The 23,921-nt window shown below is 50.7% G+C and carries 21 protein-coding genes; 9 read left to right on the top strand and 12 right to left on the bottom strand.

Going from position 1 to position 23,921, the window contains the following annotated elements; translation table 11 throughout:
• Nucleotides 1–7: 7 nt before the first annotated feature.
• The 7 genes from TY09_RS03095 to TY09_RS03060 all read right to left on the bottom strand — a co-directional run bounded on the left by TY09_RS03095 (nt 8) and on the right by TY09_RS03060 (nt 7,597).
• Nucleotides 8–910 carry a sugar phosphate isomerase/epimerase family protein gene (locus TY09_RS03095; protein WP_042431125.1) on the bottom strand — a complete coding sequence of 301 codons (903 nt, stop codon included), beginning with the start codon at nt 908–910 and terminating at the stop codon, nt 8–10.
• An 82-nt stretch (nt 911–992) separates the two neighbouring features.
• Nucleotides 993–1,934 carry a transketolase family protein gene (locus TY09_RS03090; RefSeq protein WP_042431123.1) on the bottom strand — a complete coding sequence of 314 codons (942 nt, stop codon included), beginning with the start codon at nt 1,932–1,934 and terminating at the stop codon, nt 993–995.
• Nucleotides 1,927–2,769, bottom strand: coding sequence for a transketolase (locus TY09_RS03085; protein WP_042431121.1), 843 nt, complete (start codon nt 2,767–2,769; stop codon nt 1,927–1,929). The genes TY09_RS03090 and TY09_RS03085 overlap by 8 nt, the downstream gene beginning before the upstream one ends.
• 66 nt (nt 2,770–2,835) lie before the next feature.
• Nucleotides 2,836–3,495: an aspartate/glutamate racemase family protein gene (locus TY09_RS03080; RefSeq protein ID WP_042431119.1), complete on the bottom strand. Its 660-nt coding sequence runs from the start codon at nt 3,493–3,495 to the stop codon at nt 2,836–2,838.
• Nucleotides 3,492–4,358 (bottom strand): sugar phosphate isomerase/epimerase family protein, encoded by an 867-nt coding sequence (locus tag TY09_RS03075; RefSeq protein ID WP_042431117.1) that lies wholly within the window; start codon nt 4,356–4,358, stop codon nt 3,492–3,494. Before TY09_RS03075 ends, TY09_RS03080 begins: the two co-directional genes overlap by 4 nt.
• A 128-nt stretch (nt 4,359–4,486) precedes the next feature.
• A complete protein-coding gene (locus tag TY09_RS03070) occupies nt 4,487–5,494 on the bottom strand; it encodes a PdxA family dehydrogenase (protein ID WP_042431114.1) in 1,008 nt (335 codons plus the stop codon).
• Nucleotides 5,495–5,716: 222 nt separating this feature from the next.
• Nucleotides 5,717–7,597, bottom strand: a complete 1,881-nt coding sequence (locus tag TY09_RS03060) for a sigma 54-interacting transcriptional regulator (protein ID WP_042431109.1) — start codon at nt 7,595–7,597, stop codon at nt 5,717–5,719.
• A 707-nt stretch (nt 7,598–8,304) separates the two neighbouring features.
• Here TY09_RS03060 and TY09_RS03055 point away from each other — a divergent pair.
• The 6 genes from TY09_RS03055 (at nt 8,305) to TY09_RS03025 (ending at nt 15,518) form a co-directional block, all read left to right on the top strand.
• Entirely contained in the window at nt 8,305–9,315 is a 1,011-nt protein-coding gene (locus TY09_RS03055; RefSeq protein WP_042431106.1) for a Bug family tripartite tricarboxylate transporter substrate binding protein, read from the top strand.
• A 45-nt stretch (nt 9,316–9,360) separates the two neighbouring features.
• The gene (locus TY09_RS03050; RefSeq protein ID WP_009066099.1) at nt 9,361–9,807 is read left to right on the top strand and encodes a tripartite tricarboxylate transporter TctB family protein; all 447 of its coding nucleotides are present in this window, start codon (nt 9,361–9,363) and stop codon (nt 9,805–9,807) included.
• A 27-nt stretch (nt 9,808–9,834) separates the two neighbouring features.
• A complete protein-coding gene (locus tag TY09_RS03045) occupies nt 9,835–11,358 on the top strand; it encodes a tripartite tricarboxylate transporter permease (protein ID WP_242841426.1) in 1,524 nt (507 codons plus the stop codon).
• 651 nt (nt 11,359–12,009) lie between these two features.
• Nucleotides 12,010–14,067: a thioredoxin domain-containing protein gene (locus TY09_RS03035; protein WP_009066068.1), complete on the top strand. Its 2,058-nt coding sequence runs from the start codon at nt 12,010–12,012 to the stop codon at nt 14,065–14,067.
• 160 nt (nt 14,068–14,227) lie between these two features.
• The gene (locus TY09_RS03030; RefSeq protein WP_009065959.1) at nt 14,228–14,845 is read left to right on the top strand and encodes a lactate utilization protein; all 618 of its coding nucleotides are present in this window, start codon (nt 14,228–14,230) and stop codon (nt 14,843–14,845) included.
• A 226-nt stretch (nt 14,846–15,071) separates the two neighbouring features.
• Nucleotides 15,072–15,518 carry an adenine nucleotide alpha hydrolase family protein gene (locus tag TY09_RS03025; RefSeq protein WP_009066088.1) on the top strand — a complete coding sequence of 149 codons (447 nt, stop codon included), beginning with the start codon at nt 15,072–15,074 and terminating at the stop codon, nt 15,516–15,518.
• 170 nt (nt 15,519–15,688) lie between these two features.
• Here TY09_RS03025 and TY09_RS03020 read toward each other — a convergent pair whose 3' ends face one another.
• The 4 genes from TY09_RS03020 to ytvI all read right to left on the bottom strand — a co-directional run bounded on the left by TY09_RS03020 (nt 15,689) and on the right by ytvI (nt 20,129).
• Nucleotides 15,689–17,647: an ABC transporter permease gene (locus TY09_RS03020; protein WP_009066008.1), complete on the bottom strand. Its 1,959-nt coding sequence runs from the start codon at nt 17,645–17,647 to the stop codon at nt 15,689–15,691.
• Complete coding sequence (locus tag TY09_RS03015) at nt 17,622–18,521, bottom strand: ABC transporter ATP-binding protein (RefSeq protein ID WP_009065946.1); 900 nt, start codon at nt 18,519–18,521, stop codon at nt 17,622–17,624. Before TY09_RS03015 ends, TY09_RS03020 begins: the two co-directional genes overlap by 26 nt.
• Nucleotides 18,518–18,895 carry a GntR family transcriptional regulator gene (locus TY09_RS03010; RefSeq protein ID WP_009065913.1) on the bottom strand — a complete coding sequence of 126 codons (378 nt, stop codon included), beginning with the start codon at nt 18,893–18,895 and terminating at the stop codon, nt 18,518–18,520. Before TY09_RS03010 ends, TY09_RS03015 begins: the two co-directional genes overlap by 4 nt.
• Before the next feature lie 121 nt (nt 18,896–19,016).
• Complete coding sequence (gene ytvI / locus TY09_RS03005) at nt 19,017–20,129, bottom strand: sporulation integral membrane protein YtvI (RefSeq protein WP_242824618.1); 1,113 nt, start codon at nt 20,127–20,129, stop codon at nt 19,017–19,019.
• A gap of 772 nt (nt 20,130–20,901) precedes the next feature.
• On the opposite strand from ytvI, the gene TY09_RS03000 reads away from it, so the two are divergent.
• Nucleotides 20,902–21,297, top strand: a complete 396-nt coding sequence (locus tag TY09_RS03000) for a hypothetical protein (protein ID WP_242824614.1) — start codon at nt 20,902–20,904, stop codon at nt 21,295–21,297.
• A gap of 154 nt (nt 21,298–21,451) precedes the next feature.
• Here TY09_RS03000 and TY09_RS02995 read toward each other — a convergent pair whose 3' ends face one another.
• Nucleotides 21,452–22,075, bottom strand: coding sequence for a superoxide dismutase (locus tag TY09_RS02995; protein ID WP_042431104.1), 624 nt, complete (start codon nt 22,073–22,075; stop codon nt 21,452–21,454).
• A gap of 203 nt (nt 22,076–22,278) precedes the next feature.
• Here TY09_RS02995 and TY09_RS02990 point away from each other — a divergent pair, with 203 nt between their 5' ends.
• Nucleotides 22,279–22,857, top strand: a complete 579-nt coding sequence (locus TY09_RS02990) for a flavodoxin family protein (protein ID WP_242841425.1) — start codon at nt 22,279–22,281, stop codon at nt 22,855–22,857.
• A 43-nt stretch (nt 22,858–22,900) separates the two neighbouring features.
• Entirely contained in the window at nt 22,901–23,641 is a 741-nt protein-coding gene (locus TY09_RS02985) for a YebC/PmpR family DNA-binding transcriptional regulator (RefSeq protein ID WP_042431100.1), read from the top strand.
• Nucleotides 23,642–23,921: the final 280 nt, after the last annotated feature.

Genomic DNA, 23,921 nt, shown 5'->3' with positions numbered 1-23,921 from the left:
ACGATATTTAATCCTCCAGCAATGCCCATGCGCGGTTGACGACCCGCTTGGTGTTGGCCAAAATGATGTGGGCATCCTCGTGGGGACGGGGGGAAACCTCTGAGGAAAGCACCAAAGGATTCTTCGCGTTGAAAAAGCCTTCTTCTTTTAGCACGGTAAAAAAGTCCAAAAGCTGTTCGGTGTCATTGGCGCTGTTTGGATACCCAAAGCGCGGGTGCAGGTCACCGTATGCATCAAAGCCTTCTTTTACCACGGCGTTGCCCATGTGCAGATGGGTGATGTAAGGCCGTAAGGTCTGAATGACAAATTTGCTGGTTTCATACGTTGTGGGGAAGTGCGAAAGGTCTACCATAAGGCCAAAATTGTTGCAGTAGGTGCGTACATCGGCAGCAAACTTTGCCGCATAAGGGGCCGGGCCGATGAGTGCGGCCTTATCCATATCAAAGTCAAAGACCTCGAGCTCTACGATCATGCCTTTTTCGGCTGCGTGTCTGCACACATTGCGGGTGGTTTTTATCAATTGGGAATACGCTTGATCCTTTGTTGTTTCTTCCCATTTTCCGGCCAAAAAGGCAATGCCTTTCGCACCCAAATATTCTGCTTCGTCCAAAGCTTCCAGCAACGTTTGCTCTGCCAGAACACGCTCTTCTTCGGCAATGGCATTGGGGTTCAGCTTTGGCCCCAACAGCCGGGGCTGCGCGCCATAGCATACTTTTAAATGGGATTGCTCTAAAATTTCTTTCGTTGCCTTTCGCAAGGCGTCGTCTTTGATTTGTGAAAGCTCGATTGCATCAAAAAAATCGTCCTGTGCAATCAACTGAAGCGACTCGAGTGAATCATACCGTGCAGGCGGAAAAGCCATCCAATGGATGGTACCGACCTGAAAATACTTGTGAATCGAATCTTTCATACATTTCCACTCCTTTTTATATATCACTTTGTGTTGTGAATGACAACAATTTACCCTGCGATTTGTGTGCGAAAAGCTAAAATCATTTCTTTTTGCGCTGGAATACCTGTTTGGCCTTGCGGTAAATAGCAGGGCCGTTCAGTCCATATTTCGCAAGCAGTTCTTCATAATCGCCGCTTTCAGTGTAAGTAGAGGTACCCACAAATTCCATTGGAGTGGGGCACTCGCGCGCCAGCACTTCTGCAACTGCTCCGCCCAGACCGCCATAGATGCTGTGCTCTTCGGCGGTGACGACTGCCCCGGTCTCCGCCGCGCAGCGGATTACCAGCTCTTCGTCCAACGGTTTGATCGTGTGCAGATTTACCACGTGGGCATGAATGCCGTCTTTTTCTAAAAGCTCGGCCGCTTCCAGCGCTTTGTGAACCGGGTATCCGGTTGCAAAAATGGTGACGTCGTTTCCGTCCCGCAAAACCACGCCCTTGCCAATTTCGAACGAATAACTTTCGTCAAAGATGGTGGGGGTAGCCGCACGGCTTAGCCGCAGATACACCGGGCCCGGATGGGCGGCGGCGGCAAATACGGCTTTTTCCGTTTCGACCGGGTCACACACAGAAAGAATGGTCAGGTTCGGTAAGGCACGCAATACCGATATGTCGCAGGTGGAATGGTGGCTGGCGCCATCGTAAGAATCGGAAAGACCGCTGTAGGCGCCCGCCAGCTTTACATTTAGCTTATCGTAGCAAATCAGGCTGTTGATTGGGTCACCGCCCCGCAAAGCCGTAAAAATGGCGAAGGTATTGGTAAAGGGAATCAACCCGGAGGAAGCAAATCCTGCCGCCATGGCGTTCATATCCAGCTCAGAGATGCCAATGTTAAAATACCGCTCCGGGTATTTGCTGCCGAACACGGCGCTTTTGGTGGAGGAGCCAACGTCGGTTTCCAGTACGACTACCTTCGGGTTTGACTCACCCAGGCGGGCCAGCGCATTTCCGTAAGCGTCCCGAATGGAGATCAGATTACCCATGGTTACCAGCTCCTTTCCATTCCTTCTGTATGCTTTCGTACTCTGCGTCCGAAATCGGTCTGCCGTGCCAGCTGTTTTTGCCCTCCATAAACGAAACACCCTTTCCCTTGACCGTCTTGGCAAGGATGACGACGGGGCCTTCGGTGTAGGCTTTGGCTTCCTCCAAAGCGTTGGAAAGCGATGCAATGTCGTGCCCGTCGGCGGAAAGGACATGCCAGCCGAAAGAAGCAAATTTGGCGCCAATGTCCCCCATAGGCATGATTTCTTCATTCGTGCCATCCAGCTGAACGCCGTTGTGATCCAGAATGGCGACGAGATTCGGGGTTTTCAGTTTGGCTGCGGTCATGGCGGCTTCCCAGATAACGCCCTCCTGGATTTCACCGTCACCTAAAAGCGTGTACACCTGGTAATCCAATTTGTTTAGACGGGCGGACTCCGCCATACCCACCGAAGCGGAAAGCCCCAGACCCAATGGGCCGGTAGAAAGCTCTACCCCCGGGGTTTTATGGGCGCAGGGGTGGCCTTGCAGGTGGCTGCCCATTTGGCGCAGGGTTTTGATATCCACCAAGGGAAAAAATCCCTTATGGGCAAGGCAAAGATACAGCATGGGGGCCGCATGCCCTTTGGACAGTACAAAGCGGTCCCTGTCTTCCATTTGCGGGTTTCGGGGATCGATCCGCAAATGGTGAAAGTACAAAGTGACTAAAATCTCGCAGCAAGAGAGGGACCCTCCCGGGTGACCGGTCTGCACGCTGTGCAGCGTGTCGATCAGCTCACTGCGCAGGCGGTGGCAGAAAGTGTTCAGCTCTGCCAGCCGCGTTTCACTGATGCTCATAAAATGAATCCTCCGTTCCGCAAAAGCCGGGGGTTTTTGCATTGGTTGGTGATTGGAAGTATGTTATTATGATAGATAAAGTGTATGAACAATCTGCTCGACACAAAGCGCGGGGCTGGACAGAACCGGAACTCCGCAAATAGCAGCGAGTTCCTTTTCCATATGTGCCATAGAAGCCTGTGCCAGTACAACGACATCCTGGCCGTGGATTCCCCCAGCCGCTTTGCGTAAAATCGCATCGTGAGCCGACTGATTCATCTGTTTGATGGCTTCGTATGCGTCGTGGCACACCATATGGGAAAGCTCCACCTTTCTGCCAATTTTGGCGGCCTCCTCCAAAAGCTTTTGACAAGTGGGTTCTACAGTGCTTTGTGCCGTTGCCATCACTGTGATTTTACTGCCCAGGGTAACGGCCTTTTTCGTCATGGCGTCGTCTATTGCAATCAAAGGCACCGAAAGAAAAGGCCGGATGCGCGCAACTTCAGGAGTGAGCGTCGAGCAGGTAACGGCAATCACGTCCGGTTCTTCCAGCTCGATCGCTTTCAGCAGATGAAACAACCGGTTGCGGTTGTTTCGGGTAAAGCCCCGTACATTCGCGTCCGAAGCCAAAAATTCATCCAATGTATTGTGGATGTTCAAATCCTCACCCGGCAAAGCAGTGCGGATGCGTTCTGCAAAAGAAAGAAAAACACTGGGGACGGTATGCAGCAAAGCGATTCGTTTCAAGAAATATCCACCTCCAAAGCAGAGGGGGAATAGGGGCGCCCGTATACCTTTTTCAAAATCGGCCCCAAATAGGCCATAGCGCCTTGCGCGGCTTTTTCCTGATCGGGAATTTGAAAAATTTCGGTGCTGAAAGCGCCATCATACCCTGCGTTGCAAAAACACTGTATGATTTTCAAAAAATCCAGCCCGCAATGCCCGGGGTAGCGCCGGTTGTTATCTGCCAAATGAACGTGCAGATTGTAGTTCCGGTATTTCCAAATGGCGTCGTATATGTTCTTTTCTTCCAGATTTAAGTGAAAGACATCCATCATCAGGCCAAAGTTTGGGCGGTTTACATCCTGAACCAGCCGCACCGCCTCTTCCAGTGTGTTGATAAAATTCGTCTGCATAATGGTAACGGTTTCGACTGCAATTTTCACATTCTCTTTTTCTGCACTGTTGCTGATTTTCTGCAGAGCGGCAACGGCCCATTGGTAGCTTTGCTCTTTTGGGATGTCGTCAGAATATTGGCCCCGTACCCGGCCGATATTTACGTTTGCTCCCAAAAAACCGGCAAATGCAATGATTTCTTTTACCCGGTCTACCGCAGCCCGTCGGATGCTTTCGTCCCGGTGGGCAAAAGACAGCCCCAGCTGGCCAAAAACTTCCCCGGTACAGACCAGAGGAATCGTAAGCCCGTAACGCTCTGCGGTATTTTTGACGGTATTCCAATCCAATTCGGCGGGATTTAGCGTCATAAGCTCTGCGCCATCGTACCCTATGGCTGCCAAACGGGAAAAGGTGTGCTCCAAATCCCCTTGGAATGCTGTAACAGACGGTGCGATCGCAACATCCGGTGTAGCGACCTGATAACATAGCTTCATCGTTTTGATCCTCCTTGCAGCAAGGAAAGACCTTAGGGCTCATTCCCCTGCCTCATTAATCACACAGGCTGCTCTCATTTTCTGGCGGCTCTTTGCTTCCCTAAGGTCTTTCTGTTTGATTGCTTCCGTCAGGAATTTGTCCCCTTATGTACCGCCATTTTGGCGGCCATTTTTACTGCATTTTCAAAAGCGGAGGTATGCACCACGCCTTTTCCGACAATGTCATAGGCGGTTCCATGAGCGCAGGTAACAATGGGGTAGGGCTGACCGCCCGCAATGGTGATGCCTTGATCAAAGCCTTTTAGTTTCAAAGCGATCTGTCCCTGATCGTGGTACATGGTAACAACGCTATGAAAATCCCCGCGGAATGCCTTAATGAATAGAATGTCGGCAGAGAAGGGGCCTTGTACATCCATCCCCATTTCGCGGGCTTTTTCTACTGTGGGGCCAATGATGTCAAGTTCTTCCCGGCCGCAGCGCCCATTTTCGCCGCAGTGGGGGTTCAGTGCGGCGATGCCCAAAACAGGGTGCTCTACGCCGGTGTCTTTTACCGTTTGGTAAGAAAGCAGAATAGCCCGAAGGATTCGTTCCATTGACAGGTTTTCGCTGACTGCGCTGATGGGGATATGACTTGTTGTACGGGTGGTCATCAAGTCGCCCAGAACGTTGATTTCGCCAAAGGGCCCGGTCACACCGAAAATATCGGCCATCAGGTGGTGCTCGCTTTCGAAGGTACAGCCCCCTTCTATCATGGCGGACTTATTAAAAGGTGCAAAGGAAAAGCCTTCAATTGCGCCATCCTGGCATAGCCGGCACGCCAGCCGAATCATTCGATTCACGGCTTTGCCGCAATCTGCATTGATTTTACCGATTTCAATCGCAGCAGGGTCCTGATCTTTTTGGTCCAGAACAGGAATTCCTTTGCTCCAGTCAGCCTCTGAAATTTCAGAGATGGTGTAATGGGGTGCTGCTGCATTTACCATACGAAGTGCATTTTCGAATATCCGGTTGTCGCCTATGATGATCGGTCGGCAATGCTCGCTTAGAAAGCCGCTGGCGGCGGTTTTGGCCACGATTTCCGGACCCACGCCGGTGGAATCCCCCAACAGGATTCCTAGAATTGGTTTCGTGTTCATATTGTCTGGCATCCTTTCTTCTGGTTACCGGACTGCCGCGGTTGCATATGATTTCCACACACTCTGGTATTACAGCAAGAAGCGTGCCAAACAGAACGAACCCGGTACAAAAAGAAAAAAAGAAAGCAGGACAGCGGGCAATTCCACCGTCCTGCAAAAGGGCGAAGAGCGAATCCTCTCTCCCGTTTCTATGTAACATGTAACGAAAAGAAACAAAATGTTTCATTGCTGCTGTTTCTTTGCCCAGCGCCATAAGGTAGTGCGGCTGACCCCCAGCATTCGCGCCAAATCCTCCTGCTTTAACTTTTGTCTGGAAAGAAGCTGCACCAGCTGCTCCCGGCTTACGTTATCGGGCTGCTCCAAAATCGGTTCGGCGGGCTGTGGGTGTGATTCCCTAAGCCCCATGTTTCGCAGCTGAACATCGTCCACCACGGGGCTTTCGTTCAGCACCATCAGTTTTTCACAGAAATTGCGAAGCTCGCGGGCATTGCCGGGCCAGGAATAGCTTTGCAGCAAAGCAATGGCCTTGGGGGAGAAGGCAGGAATACTCTTTTTGTATTCCTGCCCGAACAGCCGCAGGAAAAAATCCGCCATCGCCATAACATCTTCGCTGCGCTCACGCAGAGGGGGCGCCTGCAAATTCAGCAAATTCAGCCGGTAAAACAGGTCGGCACGAAATTCCCGGGCTGCAATTTGCTTTTCGATATCAATGTTGGTGGCAGAAATGACTCGTACATCCACCGGAATGACCCGGTCGTCGCCAATGCGGCGGATTTCTTTTTCCTGCAGTGCCCGCAGCAATTTTGCCTGCAGGGCAATGGGCAGCTCCCCGATTTCATCCAAAAAGATAGTGCCCTTATGTGCCAGCTCGAACAAGCCGATTTTACCGCCTTTCGAAGCACCGGAAAAGGCGCCCTCCACATAGCCAAACAGCTCGCTTTCCAGCAGGTTTTCCGGCAGAGCGGCGCAGTTGACAGCCACAAAGGGTTGGTGGCTTCGCTTGCTGGCCCGGTGAATGCTGTGGGCAAACAGTTCTTTTCCGGTGCCGGTTTCGCCCACCAAAAGCACGTTGGCATCTACCTGGCTGTATTTGTAAGCGATGGACAGCGCTGTTTTTAAAGCGGGGGAAACGCCGATGATGTTATCAAAGCTATATTTGGCAGTAAGGCCTTTTGTGGTCAGTTCTTTTCGGATTTTTGTTTCTGCCGCGCGGATCTTATCGGCTGCCATGACCGTGATCAGCGCGCCCGCGCAGTTCTCATCCATCAATATAGGGCGGCAGCGGACAAAATACAGCGAACCAAAAAAATTCTGCAATTTTTCCGACTCTGTACGAGAAAGAATGACTTGTTCCCATTCAATGTCCGGGCAGTAGTGATCCAGTTTTTTTCCATACATCTTTTCTTGTGCGGGAATATGACATAAATGGCAGGCCTGGTCATTCAGTGCGGTAATGCAGCCCTCGTTATCCACAGCGAAAATAGCATCCGGGGTGTTGTTCAGCACCGACTGAATCACCAGTGTTTTGGTACGTTCCTGATTGATGGTTTGTGCTGTGCTGATCGCTTCGGATACCGCCCGTTCCAAAGTCAGGTCGCTGGTTTTGATATGGGTACACGCCAAATTCTGTTTGCTGCACTGCTGGCACAGGGTAAGCCCCCCGACAAAGACCTCGGCCCCTGCAGCCTGCCCTTCGCGCAGCGCTTCTTCCAATTGTGATTCATTGGTGACATCGTAGGCAAGAATTTTAAGCCCTGACAGTTCCTCTAAGCTGGCAACGTCCATGATGGAGGCCGACTGCATGCACACTGCTACCTTTTGGGGGCGGTATCTTCGTTTGCTTTCGGCAATGGCGTCCAGCACATCGAAGCTGGTCATGTTGATTTCTATAATGTGCTTTTCGGGGTATTGGCGGCGTAGGGCGCTGCAGGTCATGCCCCGTGCAACAATAATATCTGCGTCACGGTATTGTTCAGGGGGATTGGAAGTACCGTAGACGTGCATCGTTTGTACAGAAATTGCCGGGTCCCTTATTTTTTCCGCCCAAAGCCGCATTTTGTCCTGTACCTGGCTGTAAGGGATAATAATCAGAATTTGAACCATTGATTCCACACTCCCTTTTGGGTTCTTGGTGGCTTATGTGCCCTGGATTTTTCTATTCTAGCATGATTTGGAACCAGCGTAAACTCATTTCATTTCATTTGGGGGAAGCATTTCAGATAAAATTTCTAAAAAAAATAAACAAAATAAAATAAAAATAAATATTTCGCTTGAAACAATGAAACAAAATGATCAACATGAAACCAAATGTTACGATGTTGCTTCATGCTAACATTCTGCAAAAAATAAATAAAGTTAGGATAAAAAAAGAATTGTTATGAAAAATTACTAGATAAATCGCGGAGTGTTTTGAATGTGTTGCTGAAATTGCCCTGAGGGCTTTTGGGTTGGCACGGGATTTGCTTTTCTAAAAAAGTAGCGAAGGGTAAACAAAAATCGATGGACAGAACCCTACCAAATGCGTTATGGTATTTTGCGGTAGAATATTTTATGAACAATCAAAAAAGGCAGCATTGTTCATAAACGAACAAATCTCTGCCGTAAGAATCCAAACTCAATCCACCATCCGGCTGTCAGCGGTTGCACATTTTCCACACATGATTTTGTTGTATTCCGGCGGACAGCGTTTTGCAGGAAAAAGTACCACAGTTGTTTCACCTGTACATTGGATGCTCCGTGCGGAGTCCGGTCGCCCCCAAACAGAGCGTTTGCGGATACCGGCATTATGAAGGAGAAAGGATCTCGTTATTATGAAAAAAAAGCTTTCTGTCATCTGTGCTTCTTTAATAGCGACCAGTATGTTGCTGACTGCCTGCAGCGGTTCCGCTGCGCCAAGCGAATCAAAGGGGACATCCGGCAGTTGGACGCCGAAATCCGAAATTGAGTTTGTTGTTCCGTCAGCTCCCGGCGGTGGCTCTGACACCAACGCCCGAATGATTGCCGATATTGCATTTACCAGCGGCTATACGCCAAAGAATTTTAAGGTGAATAATATGTCCGGCGGTTCCGGTGGGGTTGCTTTTTCCTATATGGCGACAAAAAAAGGCAATGATGAAATTCTGATGGTGCTGCACAACGGTCAGATTATGTCCACACTGGTGAACAAATCCCCTGTGGTGGCAGCCGATCTTACTTATTTGCCCGTAGTAGCGTTTGATAACCTGTTGCTGTGTATCAATAAAAACGGAAAATACAAGTCGGTAGAAGAAATGATCGAGGCAGCCAAAGCAAATCCCGGTACTGTAAAAATAGGGGGAAGCCAAAGAGGCAACACTGACCACCTGTGTTTTGAAATGATGCGCAAATATTTGGATGTAGACATTACATATGTGCAGTTTAATTCTTCAGGGGAAACCATGTCTGCCTTGCTGGGCGGGCACGTCGACTTTGGTATTTTCAATCCTTCGGAATGCGTTGGTCAGGTAGAGGCAGGCGAGGTTCTGCCGATGGCTACTTTTGCCGATGATCGCCTGAGCGGTCAGTTTGCCGAGGTACGCACGTTTGAAGAAATCGGTTATCCTGATATTCTGGTTACCGAGGTTCGTGCACTGTCCGGAACACCGGAAATGTCTGCAGAAGCCATTGCGTTCTATGACGAAATGATTCGCAAGGTTACGGAAACCGAGCGTTGGAAAACAGAGTACATTGAGAAAAATTATTTGACTCCAGTTTTTATGACGTCTGCCGAGGCCAAAGAGTTTTTCGATCAGGAAACCGAAAAATATAACAGCATCTTCAAAGAGGTTGGAATCATTCAGTGATAACCCTGACCAACGGTGCTTCTTTCAAATCTGTGGAGGTGTTTGATGTTGAAAGAAAAATTAAATGCACAAAAAATTGTTCTGACGCTGGTGTTTTTGGTTGGCGTGTATTGGATTATTGGTTCCCTGCAGTTAGACCTGTGGATTCGAAATGGCCCTGGCGGTGGCTTTTTGCCTTTGCTTGCGGGAATTATGTGTGTCGGTTTCAGTGGAGTGATCCTGCTCAGGGAATGGCAAAAGGAATCCGATACGGCTTTTAGTGTTCGGGCTTTGATTCCGTGGGGCGCGCTGATTGGTATGATACTTTGCGGAAAACTCATCGGGATTTTTCTTTCGCTCGTATTATTTGTATTCTTATGGCTGTACCTGTTTGAAAAATTCCCTTTGCGCAATTCCATTTTAACTGCGGTGATCTGGCCCGGTTTCCTGTATTTAATCTTCGTTGTGTGGCTGGGTTCCCCGCTGCCCAAGGGGCTTTTGGGACTGCTGTAATTCGGCGAAAGAAAGGTAGGAATTTCAATGGAAACGTTAGCCCTTCTGATGGAAGGCATCGCCATATCCTTAACGCCGGAAAATCTTCTGGCGTGTCTTGTAGGCGGCCTTTTGGGCATGTGTCTTGGCTCTATGCCAGGGGTAGGTTCTCTGGCCGGCGTGTCCCTTTTGCTGCCGCTCACCTTTAAAATGAATCCCACAGCAGCGATCATTATGCTGGCTGCACTGTATTATTCCACTATGTATGGCGGGTGTTTTTCCGCCATTCTGGTAAACATTCCCGGCGATTCGCCAGCCATTATGACAGCTTTGGACGGATACCCCTTGGCGCGGCAGGGGAAGGCCGGCAAAGCGCTGTTTTCCGCCAACCTGGCTTCGTGGGTCGGGGGCGCCATCGGTATTCTGGCTTTGACCCTGATCGGGCCGCTGGCCGCAAAATTTGGTCTGAAATTCGGTTCGCCGGATTTGGCATGGCTGATTATTTTGGCGCTTACTTCAATTGGCTGGATCATCGGCGACAGTCCTTCCCGCGGACTGCTCGCCACAGCATTGGGAATCATGGTGGCCTCGATTGGTTTGGATGCGGCTTTGGGGCTGCCGCGGTTCAGCTTTGATAATGTATACCTGTTCAGCGGAATCAATATGGTTCCCATGGTCATTGGTATGTTTGGCTTCGGGCAGGTCATTGACATGGTAGTCAATCGCGACAATTTCAAAAAGATGAAAACCGAGCGAATCACCATCAAAGAGAGCTTACTGAATAAGGAAGAGCTCAAGCGCATTTTGCCGGTATCCCTGCGGCAGAGCGGCGTCGGCACCTTTATTGGCGTGCTGCCCGGCGCGGGTGCCACAATGTCTGCATTCCTTTCCTATATTATTGAAAAACGCATTAATAAAAACCGCGATTTGATGGGCAGCGGTGCCATTGAGGGGGTTGCCGCCTCCGAGTCCTCCAACAATGCCGCGGCCATCGGAGCGTTTGCACCGTTGCTTTCCCTGGGGATCCCCGGCGGCGGAACGACAGCCGTTCTTCTGGGCGGACTGATGATGTGGGGCTTACAGCCCGGACCCATGCTGTTCCAAACAAACCCGGATTTTGTGTGGGGACTCATTGGCTCTATGTACATTGGTAACGTGGTGTGCCTGCTGATCTCAATTGCTTTCATTCCGTTTTTGGCGAACATCGTGCGTATTCCCACCGGTTACATGATTCCCTGTATTACAGCGGTGTGCGTTATGGGTACGTTCTCGACCAACAACAGCATGTTCGACGTGTATGTGATGATCGTATTTGCAGCCATTGCTTACATTTTAAAACAGGCAAAAATACCGTCGGCACCTTTGCTTTTGGCCTATGTACTTACCCCCATGCTGGAAATGTATCTGCGCCAGTCGTTTGATATGAGCGGCGGAAGCCTGGGGATTTTCGTCAGCAGTCCCATCTCCATCGTGCTGATTCTGCTGATTTTTGTTTTCTGCCTTGCTCCTGTTATGATTAACACCTTAAAGAAGAAAAACAATATTGAGGGCAATGTCATTGACGAAGGTTAATTGTGTTATTTTTTCTTTTCCCATTTCCTCCGAATCAATATTGACAGGATTACGCCAAGGCGTCATCCAAAAGTTTGGCGGGCAGCATAGCTGTTCGCCAAGCTTTTTTGATATCAGGATTGAAAGTACCCCAGTTAGGGCTCTATGGACTGATGTGAAGCAGTAATACGATATTAAGGATACTCAAAAGATAGAAAACCTCAAGGATGAAATTCAAAAATATGCGCATTCATAACAAGAGAAAGAAACGGTGATTGAGCGTATAGAGGTTGCATAGGAATCAGGCACGTATACCATAGATGAGCTGAAATCTCGTAAAAATCAAGATCAAGTCCGAAAAGAAAAGGTTACAGGAAGAAATAAAGCGTTTAGAATTTGAACCTAACTTTTTTAAAGCACAAGGTCAAACAGAAAAAGGGAATGTGTTGGAAGAATTTCAAGCGTTGATCGTGGATCCCCATCTTACAGGGGAGGAGCAAAATGAACTGTATAGAACACTGATAGACTGTATTGAGTATAGAAGGATAGGCAAGCAGGTGAAAATTCAAATAGGTATAAATGATTGTTGGGGAAAGTGCTTGAAAATAGTGGTATCCTTTCTTTTTTCAGGTATAATAAACACTATGATACCGAAAAGAGAAGGATGATGAAATGACTGGCTCACATAGAGTTCCCAATCACTTAGCCAAGGAAAAAAGCCCCTACCTTTTACAGCACGCTGAGAATCCCGTCGACTGGTTTCCGTGGGGAGAGCAGGCGTTTGAGAAAGCCAAACGCGAGGACAAGCCGATCTTTTTGAGCATCGGCTATTCCACGTGCCATTGGTGCCATGTGATGGCGCACGAATCCTTTGAGGACGACGAGGTCGCCGAGGCGCTGAATCAGGGGTTCGTCTGCATTAAGGTAGACCGCGAGGAGCGGCCGGATATCGATGCGGTGTATATGACGGTCTGTCAGGCCATGACCGGCTCGGGCGGCTGGCCGATGACGATCCTTATGACGCCGGAACAGCGCCCGTTCTGGGCGGGCACTTATCTGCCCAAAATGTCTACGTTCCGTTCCACCGGGCTTTTGGAGCTATTGGCGTTCATCCGCGAACAGTGGAGCACGAACCGTCAGCAGCTTCTGAATGCTGGGGAAGAAATCACAAATTATCTGCGCGAGCAATCCGGTCCCTCCCTCGGATCGGCCAAGCCGGAGCTGGATTTGCTCCGCGGCGCCGTCGCTCAGCTGAGCGCTTCCTATGATTCCCGCTGGGGCGGCTTTGGCGGCGCGCCGAAATTCCCGGCGCCGCATAATCTGCTGTTCCTTTTGCGCTATTCCGTGCTGGAGCGGGAAAAATCCGCGCAGAGCATGGCGGAGTATACGCTTTCTCAAATGTTCCGCGGCGGGCTGTTCGACCATATCGGCGGCGGGTTCTCGCGCTATTCCACCGATGTGAAATGGCTGGTTCCGCATTTTGAAAAGATGCTTTACGACAATGCCCTGCTGGCATATACGTATCTGGAGGCTTACGCCGTTACCGGCAGGCCGCTTTACCGCAGCGTGGCAAAACGCACGCTCGATTATGTTCTTCGCGAGCTTACGGATGAACAGGGCGGCTTTTACTGCGGGCAGGATGCGGACAGCGACGGAGTCGAGGGCAAATATTATGTCTTTACCCCGCAGGAAGTACAGGGAGTTCTGGGGAAAGAAGACGGCGAGCTGTTCTGCAGCCGCTTTGGCGTAACCGAAGCGGGAAATTTTGAAGGGAAGAGCATTCCGAATCTGCTGGACTTTTCTGCCTATGACGAAGAGGACCCGCATATTGCGCAGTTGTGCCAAAGGCTGTATGAGTACCGGCTGGAGCGTACCCGCCTGCACCGCGACGATAAGGTGCTGACCTCCTGGAACGCGCTGATGATCGCCGCGCTGGCCAAAGCGGGGTGGCTGCTCGACGAGCCGGAGTACCTGCAGGCGGCACAGAAAGCGCAGCGTTTTCTGGAAGAAAAGCTGGTGGATGAACGCGGGCGGCTGTTGCTGCGCTGGCGTGAGGGAGAAGCGGCGAATGACGGGCAACTGGACGACTATGCCTTCTACGCTTTTTCTCTGCTGGAGCTGTACCGCTCCAGCTTTGATTGCACGTATCTTCTCCGTGCCGCGCAAATCGCGGAGCAGATTTTAGAGCTGTTTTCCGACGCGGAGCAGGGCGGCCTGTATCTTACTGCCAAAGACAGCGAGCAGCTCATCAGCAGGCCCAAGGAGGTATACGACGGTGCGATTCCCTCGGGCAATTCCGTGGCGGGAGAGGTTTTTGTACGCCTTGCTGCGCTGACGGGCGAAGAGCGCTGGCGGCAGGCCGGCGAGCGGCAAATCCGTTTTCTCACCGGATGGATCAAGGAGTACCCGGCCGGGTATGGAATGTCGCTGATCGCGCTTTCTTCGGTGCTTTATCCCTCGCAGGAGCTGGTCTGCACCGCGCAGGGAGAGGAAGCGTTTCAGGAGGTGCGCGATTTCCTGCGCCGGCATTCGCTGCCGAGCCTGACGGTTCTGCTCAAATGCGCGAAAAACGAACAGGAGCTTGCCGCGGCAGCGCCCTTCACGGTAGAATATCCGCTGCCGCAGGACGGAGTGCGGTATTACCTTTGCCAAAATGGTACCTGCGCCGCCCCCGTGCAGGAGCTGGGTGCAGTCAAGCGGCAGCTTGCCCTTTCGCAGCAGAATGACTGATCAAAAGGGAATGATTTCGTCTGAGAACAAATGAAACAGGGCAATCAGAACAAAGGCTGGCCGATTCGGCCAGCCTTTGTATTTTGAGATGCTGTGTGCTATCATAAATTCAATTGGCTGTGTCTTGTGAGGGAAATGCGGACAAACGGAGGGAATGGGAATGGATTCACGAATTCAAAAAACGATACAGAGCCTGCAAAGAAACAATATGGCCGGCTATTACGTGGAAGATGAGACGGAACTGACTGCGTTGTTAAAAAAGCTGATCCCCGAAGGGAGCAGTGTGGGCTGCGGGGACTCCGTCACTCTGGAACAGACCGGCGTGTTTGATTTTCTGCGAACGGAAAACTATGTATTTTACGATAAGCACCGCCCGGGGCTTTCCTCAGAGGAGAAACGAAGCATCTATCTGCAGAATTTCGGTGCGGATACCTTTATTACCGGTACCAATGCCATCACTCAGGATGGGAAGCTGTTTAATATCGACGGCAACGGCAGCCGCGTTGCGCCCATGCTGTACGGGCCCGAGCAGGTCATCGTGGTCGTGGGCAAAAATAAAATCACCGAAACGGTGGAGGACGCGATCCAAAGAGCGCGTCAGATCGCGGCTCCTCTGGATGCCATCCGGCTGGGCAAGCACACTCCCTGCACTAAGCTTGGGCGTTGTGTGGACTGTAAGCACGAAGAGAGAATCTGCAACGATTTTGTTTTGATCGCCAGGCAGCGCATAGCCGGGCGAATTAAGGTGATTCTGGTAAACCGGGACTGCGGGTACTGATAAAATCGGCGCTTTTTACCTGCCTTCCATGTGTTTTCAAATGCCGTTTTTCATCGGCTTGTTTGTGCTTATCCCACTAACCAATTTTTAATTTTATCTTAATTTTGTGGACAATAAACAACGATTTTTACATTTAGTTCATAATTTATCTATTGATATTCTTTAAAAATACCGTATACTTAAGATGCATCCAAGAAAAGATGCAATGGAGAAAGGAGGTAAGGCAGTGAAAAAAAAGAAGGCGGCTGTTCTCGTGTGTGTTACCGGCCAGCGTGATTGCGATCGGTTGATCCGGGTGGGAAAAAAGCTTGCCGAAGAACAGGCGCTTCCAATGCAGGTGCTGTGCGTTCAGCCGCAGTCCGCCGGGTATGGCGCGTGCAGCGAAGAACTGGAGTACCTGTATCAAACGGCGCGGGAAGCGGGCGCCGAAATGACGATTATTTTTCAGGATGACAGTGCCCTGGTTGCAGCGGGATTTATTCGCCAGATCGGTGCGGTTCATGTGGTAACCGGCATGGCAGGGTTTGCATCTACCGGATTTATTGAAGTTTTGCATAGTATAGTGCCCAGGATTCCGATTTCCATGGTTTCAAAAGAGGAAGTCGTTTATAACATGTATCCTGTCGATTATAAAAGTCAAAATAGTCAGGCCATCTCTGCGGTCTGCACATAAAAGCTGAATCAAGAACATAAGCGGTCTGCCGGGTTTCCGGCAGGCCGCATTTTTCATTGCTGAAATAAAGGAAGCTTCTTCCGCTTTTTGCGGGGAGCCGAGGCAAAAATAAAGCCCGGGAGCACGGAAATTTCTCCGTGCTCCCGGGTTTATAAAAGGGAGGAAATCGATCAGTTTGCGACAGTAAGCCGGATTGCCGATTCGGCAGCCGTAGTGGTCGCTGTGTGTAAACCCGACGCAGCCGTGGCCGTGACGGAAGTGCCTTTTGTCCAGCCATATTTTTCGATCAGCGCCTTCGTGCGGGACGTGTCGCTGATGGCGATGCCAGCTGCGTCGATACGGATTTTTCCCGTATAGTTCCCGACCAGCTTTTGCAGCTCGCTGCCCGGTGCGGGAATGACCGCACGGGTTGTGAAATTGAGCTGGAGAGAATTGCGGTAGTCGTAGTTTCCGCTGAAGCTGCCGTTATCAGCCTCGATATCCAGCCGCAGCGCATCAATCAGCTCCTGAAGCTTTTCCTGATCCGGAATCAGGATGTGCTCCTTGCTGCCGTCGTACAAATGAATGGATTCGATAAGCTCCGGTGTCAGGTAGTATAATGCGTTGCCCGAAGTTTTGTATTCCTTTGTGGTGGTCACGGCCTTAACAGCCTCGTCATAGCGGCTGTTGTCGTGCGAAATCGGGTCGGAGGAAAAATACCGTTTTAGCACAGAACCGTCCTTCATGTGGTAGGTCAGCTGCACATCCGAGTAAAAAGAAGAACTCTGAATTTTGTACGGGTATCCTTTTGCGCGGATCTCGTCGACCAGCAGAGTGTGGAGCGCAGTTACCTTTTCCACATTTTCAGCTTCTCTCACGGTCTGTGGAACCCATGCAATCTGGCTGTTACCCTTTTCATTCATAATGCTGAAGCCATTCGATGGGTAGATGTTGCCTACGTTGTTCAGACGGGTTTCCACATAGCTGATCTCTTCCGCTTTCGGGATTTTGGTATCATACCCGAATGCGCCGGTAACACAAACACCGTAAAATGCTGCAAAGGCAACCAAAAATATGCCGTAGTAGGCAAAGCTCTTTTTCAGTCCCTTAAAGCCGCGCCCATAAATGGCCTCGGCAATGATATGGGCGATGATCGATCCGACGAACAGCCCGACAAAAAAGCTGGTGGTAGAGCCGAAGGTAGAATGGAAGATCAGCGCGCCGGCCAGGCCTGCGGCGGTTGTGGCCACAAACCGGATCAGGGTTTTCGGAATCGGGAAAGCGTAGTTGCTCTCTGCGCATTCACTCTTTCTGCTGCGGTACAGGTACAGCGCAGAAACGATCATCACGACGCTGAGAATCAGCCACCAGATGAGAAACGCCACGGAAGAGAACGTATCCGCTTCCAGACTGCCGTAAATCAGCGGCAGGTAGGAGGCTACAAAGGGAGAAAGCGCCGTGTAGGGGATTGACTGAAAATCAAGGTCCATACTCATGCCGGGGATGATCATTCCGGCGGTTGCGCGCCCGAGGAGGATCATCAGCGGGTAGGTAATGTTCACAACGACAATCGAAATCACCATATCAAAGGTGGTGCCGCTGCAAACCGCCATAAAGGAGCAGAAGAAAAACGAAGCGCATGCCATCAGGAAGACCCAGCCCAAAGAGGTGAGGAAGAATCCCATAAATTCAGAAACGGCAACCTGATAAACGGCCGCAACCACAAGTGTGAGTGCGAAATTCAGCACCAGCGGAATCAGCAGTGCCACAAAGCAGCTGAGTACCCGGCCGCCCAGCAGAGCGCTGCGGCTGACCGGCAGGGAATGGAACAGGTCCACACTGCGCTTTTGGTGCATGTATTGGAACGCCAGCACCGAAAGGATCAGCACCATCAGCAGTGACAAAGAAGCGGTGCACAGCGGGAGCACGACTTTCAGCGCGTTTAAAAACCGCTGAGACATGTCGATCACGTATCCGCTTTCCATATTGGTGCGCTGGGCGTTGTTCATGGCCAGAATTTCAACCAGCGGCAGAGTCACAAAGTGAAGGCCGCAGAACAAAGCAATCAGGCCAAAACGATGACGCAGCTCCCAGAGAAACGTTTGAATCAGTTCACCGCGCAGATTATTTGAGGATGTTTTCGATGTCATAACCGGCCACCTCCATTTCACTGATAAAGACTTCCTCCAGCGTAAGGGGAAGCAGTTCGATAAACACCGGGTTCAGCGCGTTGAGCTTTTCCAGTATTTCTTCTTTCTGCCCGCGGATGACAAGGTTCAAAAGAGAACCGCGGGAATCCTGTTTGATGATATCGAGCCCCTGGAACATATCCTGTGTGGGCATCGGCTTAAAGATGGCCTGCACGCGGTGAATGCCGAGCTTCAGAGCGTCAAGCTCCTGCTCGAATACAACGCCGCCCTTGTGCATCAGGCCGACGTGGTCGCACAGATCCTCCAGCTCGCGCAGGTTGTGGCTGGCGATGACGACGCTCATGCCGCGCTCTGAAACCTCGCTCGAAACGAGCTTTTTGAGCAGTTGGCGCATCACCGGGTCAAGACCGTCGAAAATTTCATCCAGCAGCAGATAATTTGGACGAACGGAAAGGGCGTTGATCAGCGCCACCTGGCGCTGCATGCCCTTACTCATGTTGATGATGCGGGCGTTTGTGTCAAGCGGAAACAGCGAGCACAGCTCCTGGTACCGATGCGCGTCCCACGACGCGTACGTTTTGGAATAAAAATCGGCCATTTCCTTCATGTTGGACTGCTGGAAAAAGTACGGATAATCCGGAATAAAAAACAGCTTGCCCTTAACGGCGCTGTTTTCAAACGGCGCCTGACCATCCACAAGAATTTCTCCATTTTCCGGCTGGTAAATGCCCGCCAGACTGCGCAGCAAAGTGGATTTGCCTGCGCCGTTGCTGCCGACAAGCCCGAAGATGGAGCCTCCGCCGATGGTAAAAGAAATTCCGTCTAAAGCGACTGTGCTGCCGAATTTTTTTACCAGTGATTTGACTTCAATCATTGCTCAGAACCCCTCCCGTTAAAATGGTTTTCCACCCGTTGAATCATTTCCGGCTGAGTAACCCCGCATTCTGCCGCATTGACGATCGCTTCACTGAGTTTTTCCAGCGCTCTCGACTTCTGCCGCGACAAGACGGAAAGATCTGGTGAGATATAGGAACCTTTCCCCGGAACGGAGTAAATAATTCCATTTTGCTCCAATAATTGATACGCTTTTTGCACGGTGTTTGGGTTGATCCCCAGATCCTGGGCCAACGTGCGAACGGACGGCAGCTGTTCATTCGGTTCCAGAGCGCCCAAAGCAGCCATTTTTGAAATGGATTTGTTCAGTTGCTCATAAATGGGCAGCCTGCTTTTATAATCCAGCGGAAACATCCGGTTCACCTCTCTGTGTATTAATGTGTATTAATTCGATTAGTACAGTCAGAATATAACATGCGCGCTTCCTGCTGTCAAGAAGCGCGCGGTATATTTTGGGTTACAGTTCTGTAAGCTTTTAGGAATCCGCAGGCGGCTCCGGCTGTGCGGTGTTGTCCTTCTGCGTAGGTGGAATGGGACGCTTGCCCTGCTTGTCCAAATCGGAATCCGACACAAAGAGCCGGGGCAGTACGCCGGTTTTGCACAGAACCTGATACAGCACGAAGAACAGTGTCATATAAATCAGGATGCTTACCCGGCCGGCCACCAGCGCAAAATAGATCGCGGCCAGCATTGAAAGCGGGTGAATATCTATAGAAGCGGAAACGATCTTTGGCTGGATCACCTGACGAATCGTGGAAATGAGCAGCCACGCAACGATCAGGGCCACCGCGGTAAAATAGTCGCCCTGTACCAGGCTGATCACGGCCAGCGGGACATAAACCGTTCCCGGGCCCAGAATCGGCAGAACGTCCGCAATACCGGCGATCAGGCTGAGCACCAGCGGGTATGGCACCCCCAGCAGGAAAAACACCAGCAGGGTTTGCAGAAAGGTGATGAGGTAAATCAGCAGGAAAGAGGCCAGCAGCTTCCCACTCATCGCCAGGCTGTGACGAGAGGCCGAGCGAATGTTGATCACCGTGGTCTGCGACAGGAAGGACGCCACATGGCGTTTGATCACAGGCATATCCTTCGCAAAAAAGTAGGTGGAAAAGATCATGACGATAAACATCGTCAGTATCGCGGGCAGAGAGGTCAGAATCCGCAGAACCGTGTTCAGAACAGAGGTGAGGATGCCGGCGCCCGTCTGCAGGAATTTGATCAGCTGTTCCTGATTCTGGCGGATAAATTCCGAATCGATCCTGTCCACATAAATCCCGAGATGCCCCATCAGCTCATTGAGCGGCCCGACGATTTTCGTTGTATCGATGGAGGAGAGCCTCACCACCAGCGTGGTGATTTCTGTTACAAGCCAGTAGCCCAGCAGAGCCATTAACCCAAACAGGATGAAGAAAGACAGCAGGGTGACGAGAATGGACGCAAACCCCGGCCTCAGGCGCAGCTTCTCTTTCAGAAAGCGCACCAGCGGCTGCAGCATCAGCGCCAGTAAGAACCCGGCTACAAATGGGAAGGTAAAGCCCAGCGTCAGAGCAAAGAGATAAAAACAGACCGTGTACCCGATGAAAAACACAAACAATGGCTTTAACCGGGTCAGTTGAAGCTTGTCAAACAGAGTGGTTCCCTCCTTTTTGGATCACCGGCTAAGGAAAAACGCAGTTTTTTCTGCAGATACTGCCGGTTCCATCTGCAGAGGAACAAATTGGCCGCGATCAGGTCAACATTCGTTTGCCTAATCATATGCGGAAAATGAAATAATGATATCATCCGTGCCGTAAGTGGCCTGAATATTTGTGTCATTTGATCGCCAGGCCGGATGATTCCATGCTCTCAGGCGCCCAAAGTCTGCTTCGGAATGCGCCGTGATTGATATCGTGAAATTATTATACTCTAAAAAGGATACCGCGTCAAAATACAATGTGCGGGAACTGGTAAATTTACCGTAAACTTTCTGTGACAATTTTCCTGCCTTTTACTATTCTTGATCTCTTTCTATGGAACTTATTCAAAAACGGGTTCTTTTCTATCAACCTCACGCTGCGGATGGTAATCAATTGCCATTGGCTGAGAGAGTCTTGGAACTTGAAGTGGGGAACAGTCTCGCCACTCTGAAATAAATAACTGAGTCCCTCCCATTTCTTTATCAAATGTAAAAAAGTGCCCGGTGGAGGGCAGACAAAAAATCTGCCTTTTAATTATGACAGAAGTGGAAACAATCACATCAAAATAAGTACAGAATGTAAATACTGAGGGATAGTTCTTGACAAAAAATTTTGTGCTCGATATTATTGTATCAGGGTAAAAAATAAACCTGCAATGTAGTAATAGAAAAGAGGTGATCGAGCGTGTTGGAGAGAATCAGGAGAGTCATGTATGGACGCTACGGCGGCGACCAGTTGATGGTTGGCAGCCTGGTAGTTTATATGGTGCTCGTAACGGCTTCACGGCTGACGAATTTCTATCCGCTGACGCTGGTGGCCTATGTGATTTTCGGGTGGAGCATGTTTCGCATTCTATCCCGCAACATTCCTCGCCGCTATGCGGAAAACCAGATGTTTTTAAAGTACTGGAATAAGGTACCCGCGTGGTTCCGTTCTCAGCAGAAATATTTGCAGGATCGTAAAATATACCGCTATTTCAAATGTCCGAAATGTACGACCCGTCTTCGCGTGCCGAAAGGCCGCGGCAAGATCGAAGTGACATGCCCGGTGTGCAAGGCTCAGTTTATCCGGAAATCCTAAGTGCTTCTTGGGGATTTCCGGCTTTTTTATCTCAAAAAAAGAGCGGCAGGGGAATTCCCCTGCCGCTCTGCCGTTAAAAGATTGTGCAGCCGCAGCTGTGTTTTGCAGCTTTATGGCCGCGCAAGTTTCGGTGGCATGTGTTTTTTTACGGAGTTCAGTCAATGACCCGGTGATAATACTCGTCCACCTTGGCCCAGTCGATCACGCGGAAGAGAGCCTCCACGTAATCCGCCCGCAGATTCTTATACAATAAATAATAGGCGTGCTCCCATACGTCGATGCCGAGAATCGGCCGCCATTCGCCCCGGGTCTCCATGATCGGGTTGTCCTGGTTCGGGCTTGCGGAGATCATCACGTCTCCGCTGGAATTTGCGGAAAGCCACGCCCAGCCGGAACCGAACTGTCCCACGGCTGCCGCCGCGAGCTTTTCCTTCATCACCTCAAAACTGCCGAAGGTGCGGTCAATCGCCGCGGCCAGCTTCCCGCCGGGGGTGCGCGGACCGTTCGGAGAAAGCGTATCGAAATACAGATTGTGGTTGTAATATCCGCCGCCGTTATTGCGCACCGCAGTCCGCAGGGCAGGGTCCTTCACAGTTTCAAGATGTGCCAGAATCTGCTCAATGGATTCCCCGGAAAGCTCCGGCAGACGTTCCATCGCAGCGTTCAGGTTCTTGGTGTACGTGGCGTGGTGCTTTGTGTAATGGGTCACCATGGTCAGCTCGTCGATCGTCGGTTCCAATGCGTTAAAATCATAAGAAAGCTTCACTTGCTCGAACATGAAAACACTTCCTTTCATTTGCTTTGTTAGTTTAGTATAACATACTTTTCGCTCCCGTACAAGCCCAAAAGCATTGTTCTAGCTTTTGCACCGCGCCGCCGGATATGCAGAGAAGATTGCTTTTGCGTATGATTTTTTGCCTTGCGAAAGAGGAGCGGTCATGCTACAATCGTCTCATCATGCAAGGAAAGGCAGGCCCGCAGATGGAAAAGAAAAACATGCTGGTCTTATTTGGCTCCCCGCGGCCCCACGGCGCAACCGCGCGGCTGCTGCAGACATTTTTGCAAAAGGTAGACCCCGAAGCCATTCGGGTGACGACGTTTGATGCGTACCGCGGGAACTATCATCCCTGTACCGCCTGTGGGTACTGTCAGACCCACGAGGCGTGTGTGTTCCATGATCTGGACGAGTTCGACCGGGAACTGCGCGCTGCGGATTATCTGGTGATCGCGGCGCCGGTGTACCATATGAGCTTTCCCGCGCCGTGTAAAGCTGTGATGGACCGCTGGCAGCGGTATTTTGAAGCGCGGTTCGCCATGGGGATCCGCCCGCCGATTGAAAAGCCGAAAACCGCCGCCTTTTTGACCGCGTACGGTTCCAGCAACCCTGAGGGAGCGCATATGATGACCCGCCAATTAGAGCTGGCCTTTACCGTCATGAACACAAAGCTGGAGCATGTGGTGGCGTGGCCGCATACGGATCGGACCGGCACGACCGAGATTCCGCCGGAGGTAATGGAGAAGGCGCATCAGGCGGCGCTTGCTATGACGGAAAAAACGTGATAAAATAGAATATCAAAGCTATTTTTACGGGAGGCTTATTAGTATGTCAGGCCATTCAAAATGGAGTACCATTAAACGAAAGAAAGAAAAAATAGATGGTGCCAAAGCCAAGATCTTTACTAAAATCGGACGAGAGCTTGCGGTGGCGGTAAAAGAAGGCGGGGGGCCGGATCCCAGATCCAATTCCAAGCTGAAGGACTGCATCGCGAAGGCCAAGGCCGCAAACGTGCCTAACGATAATATTGAGCGCATCATTAAAAAAGCGGCGGGCGACGGCGACGGTACCAAATATGAGAGCATCGTATACGAGGGCTACGGCCCCAACGGCGTGGCGGTAATTGTAGAGGCCCTGACGGACAACCGCAACCGCACCGCGGCGGATGTGCGCCACTACTTTGATAAATTCGGCGGCAACCTCGGCACCAGCGGCTGCGTTTCCTTCCTGTTTTCTCAGAAGGGCGTGCTGGTGATCGAGCGTGAAGGATTGTCGGAGGACACCGTGATGACAGATTGCCTGGAAGCCGGCGCTTCTGATTTTCAGGCGGATGACGATGTGTTTGAAATCTACACCGAGCCGGACGATTTCAGCGCTGTGCTTTCCGACCTGGAGGGCAAGGGATATGAATTCGTGTCTGCCGAGGTAGAGATGGTTCCCACCACCTACACCGCGCTGAACGACCCCGACTCCATCACTAAGATGCAGAAGCTGTTGGATAACCTGGAGGACAACGACGACGTGCAGAACGTGTGGCACAACTGGGAGAACGCGGACGACGCGGAATAATTTTGGAAGCGATCCAGTATCCATACGGGTTTTCAGGTGATTGAGTGTTAGCTTGAATGATGGAAAATGTTCTGAGTGATGATATATAAAACCGTATGATGACATATCATTGAATGGTTATATTTGAGTGATATGAAACAAAAGGTATGGCGTTATTAAGCTCTTCTAGTGTGTGTTTCACGCATACTAGGAGGGCTTTTTTATGTCTTTAGAAGATGCTTTAAAGGAATTTCTTTATGAATGTGAACTAAGAAAATTTACTTGGAAAACGGTAAAGAGC

The organism is Faecalispora jeddahensis, from assembly GCF_000577335.1.
Taxonomy (GTDB): domain Bacteria; phylum Bacillota; class Clostridia; order Oscillospirales; family Acutalibacteraceae; genus Faecalispora; species Faecalispora jeddahensis.
Note: the sequence above shows the minus strand (reverse complement) of the source record. Positions and strands in the feature narration are given on the sequence as shown.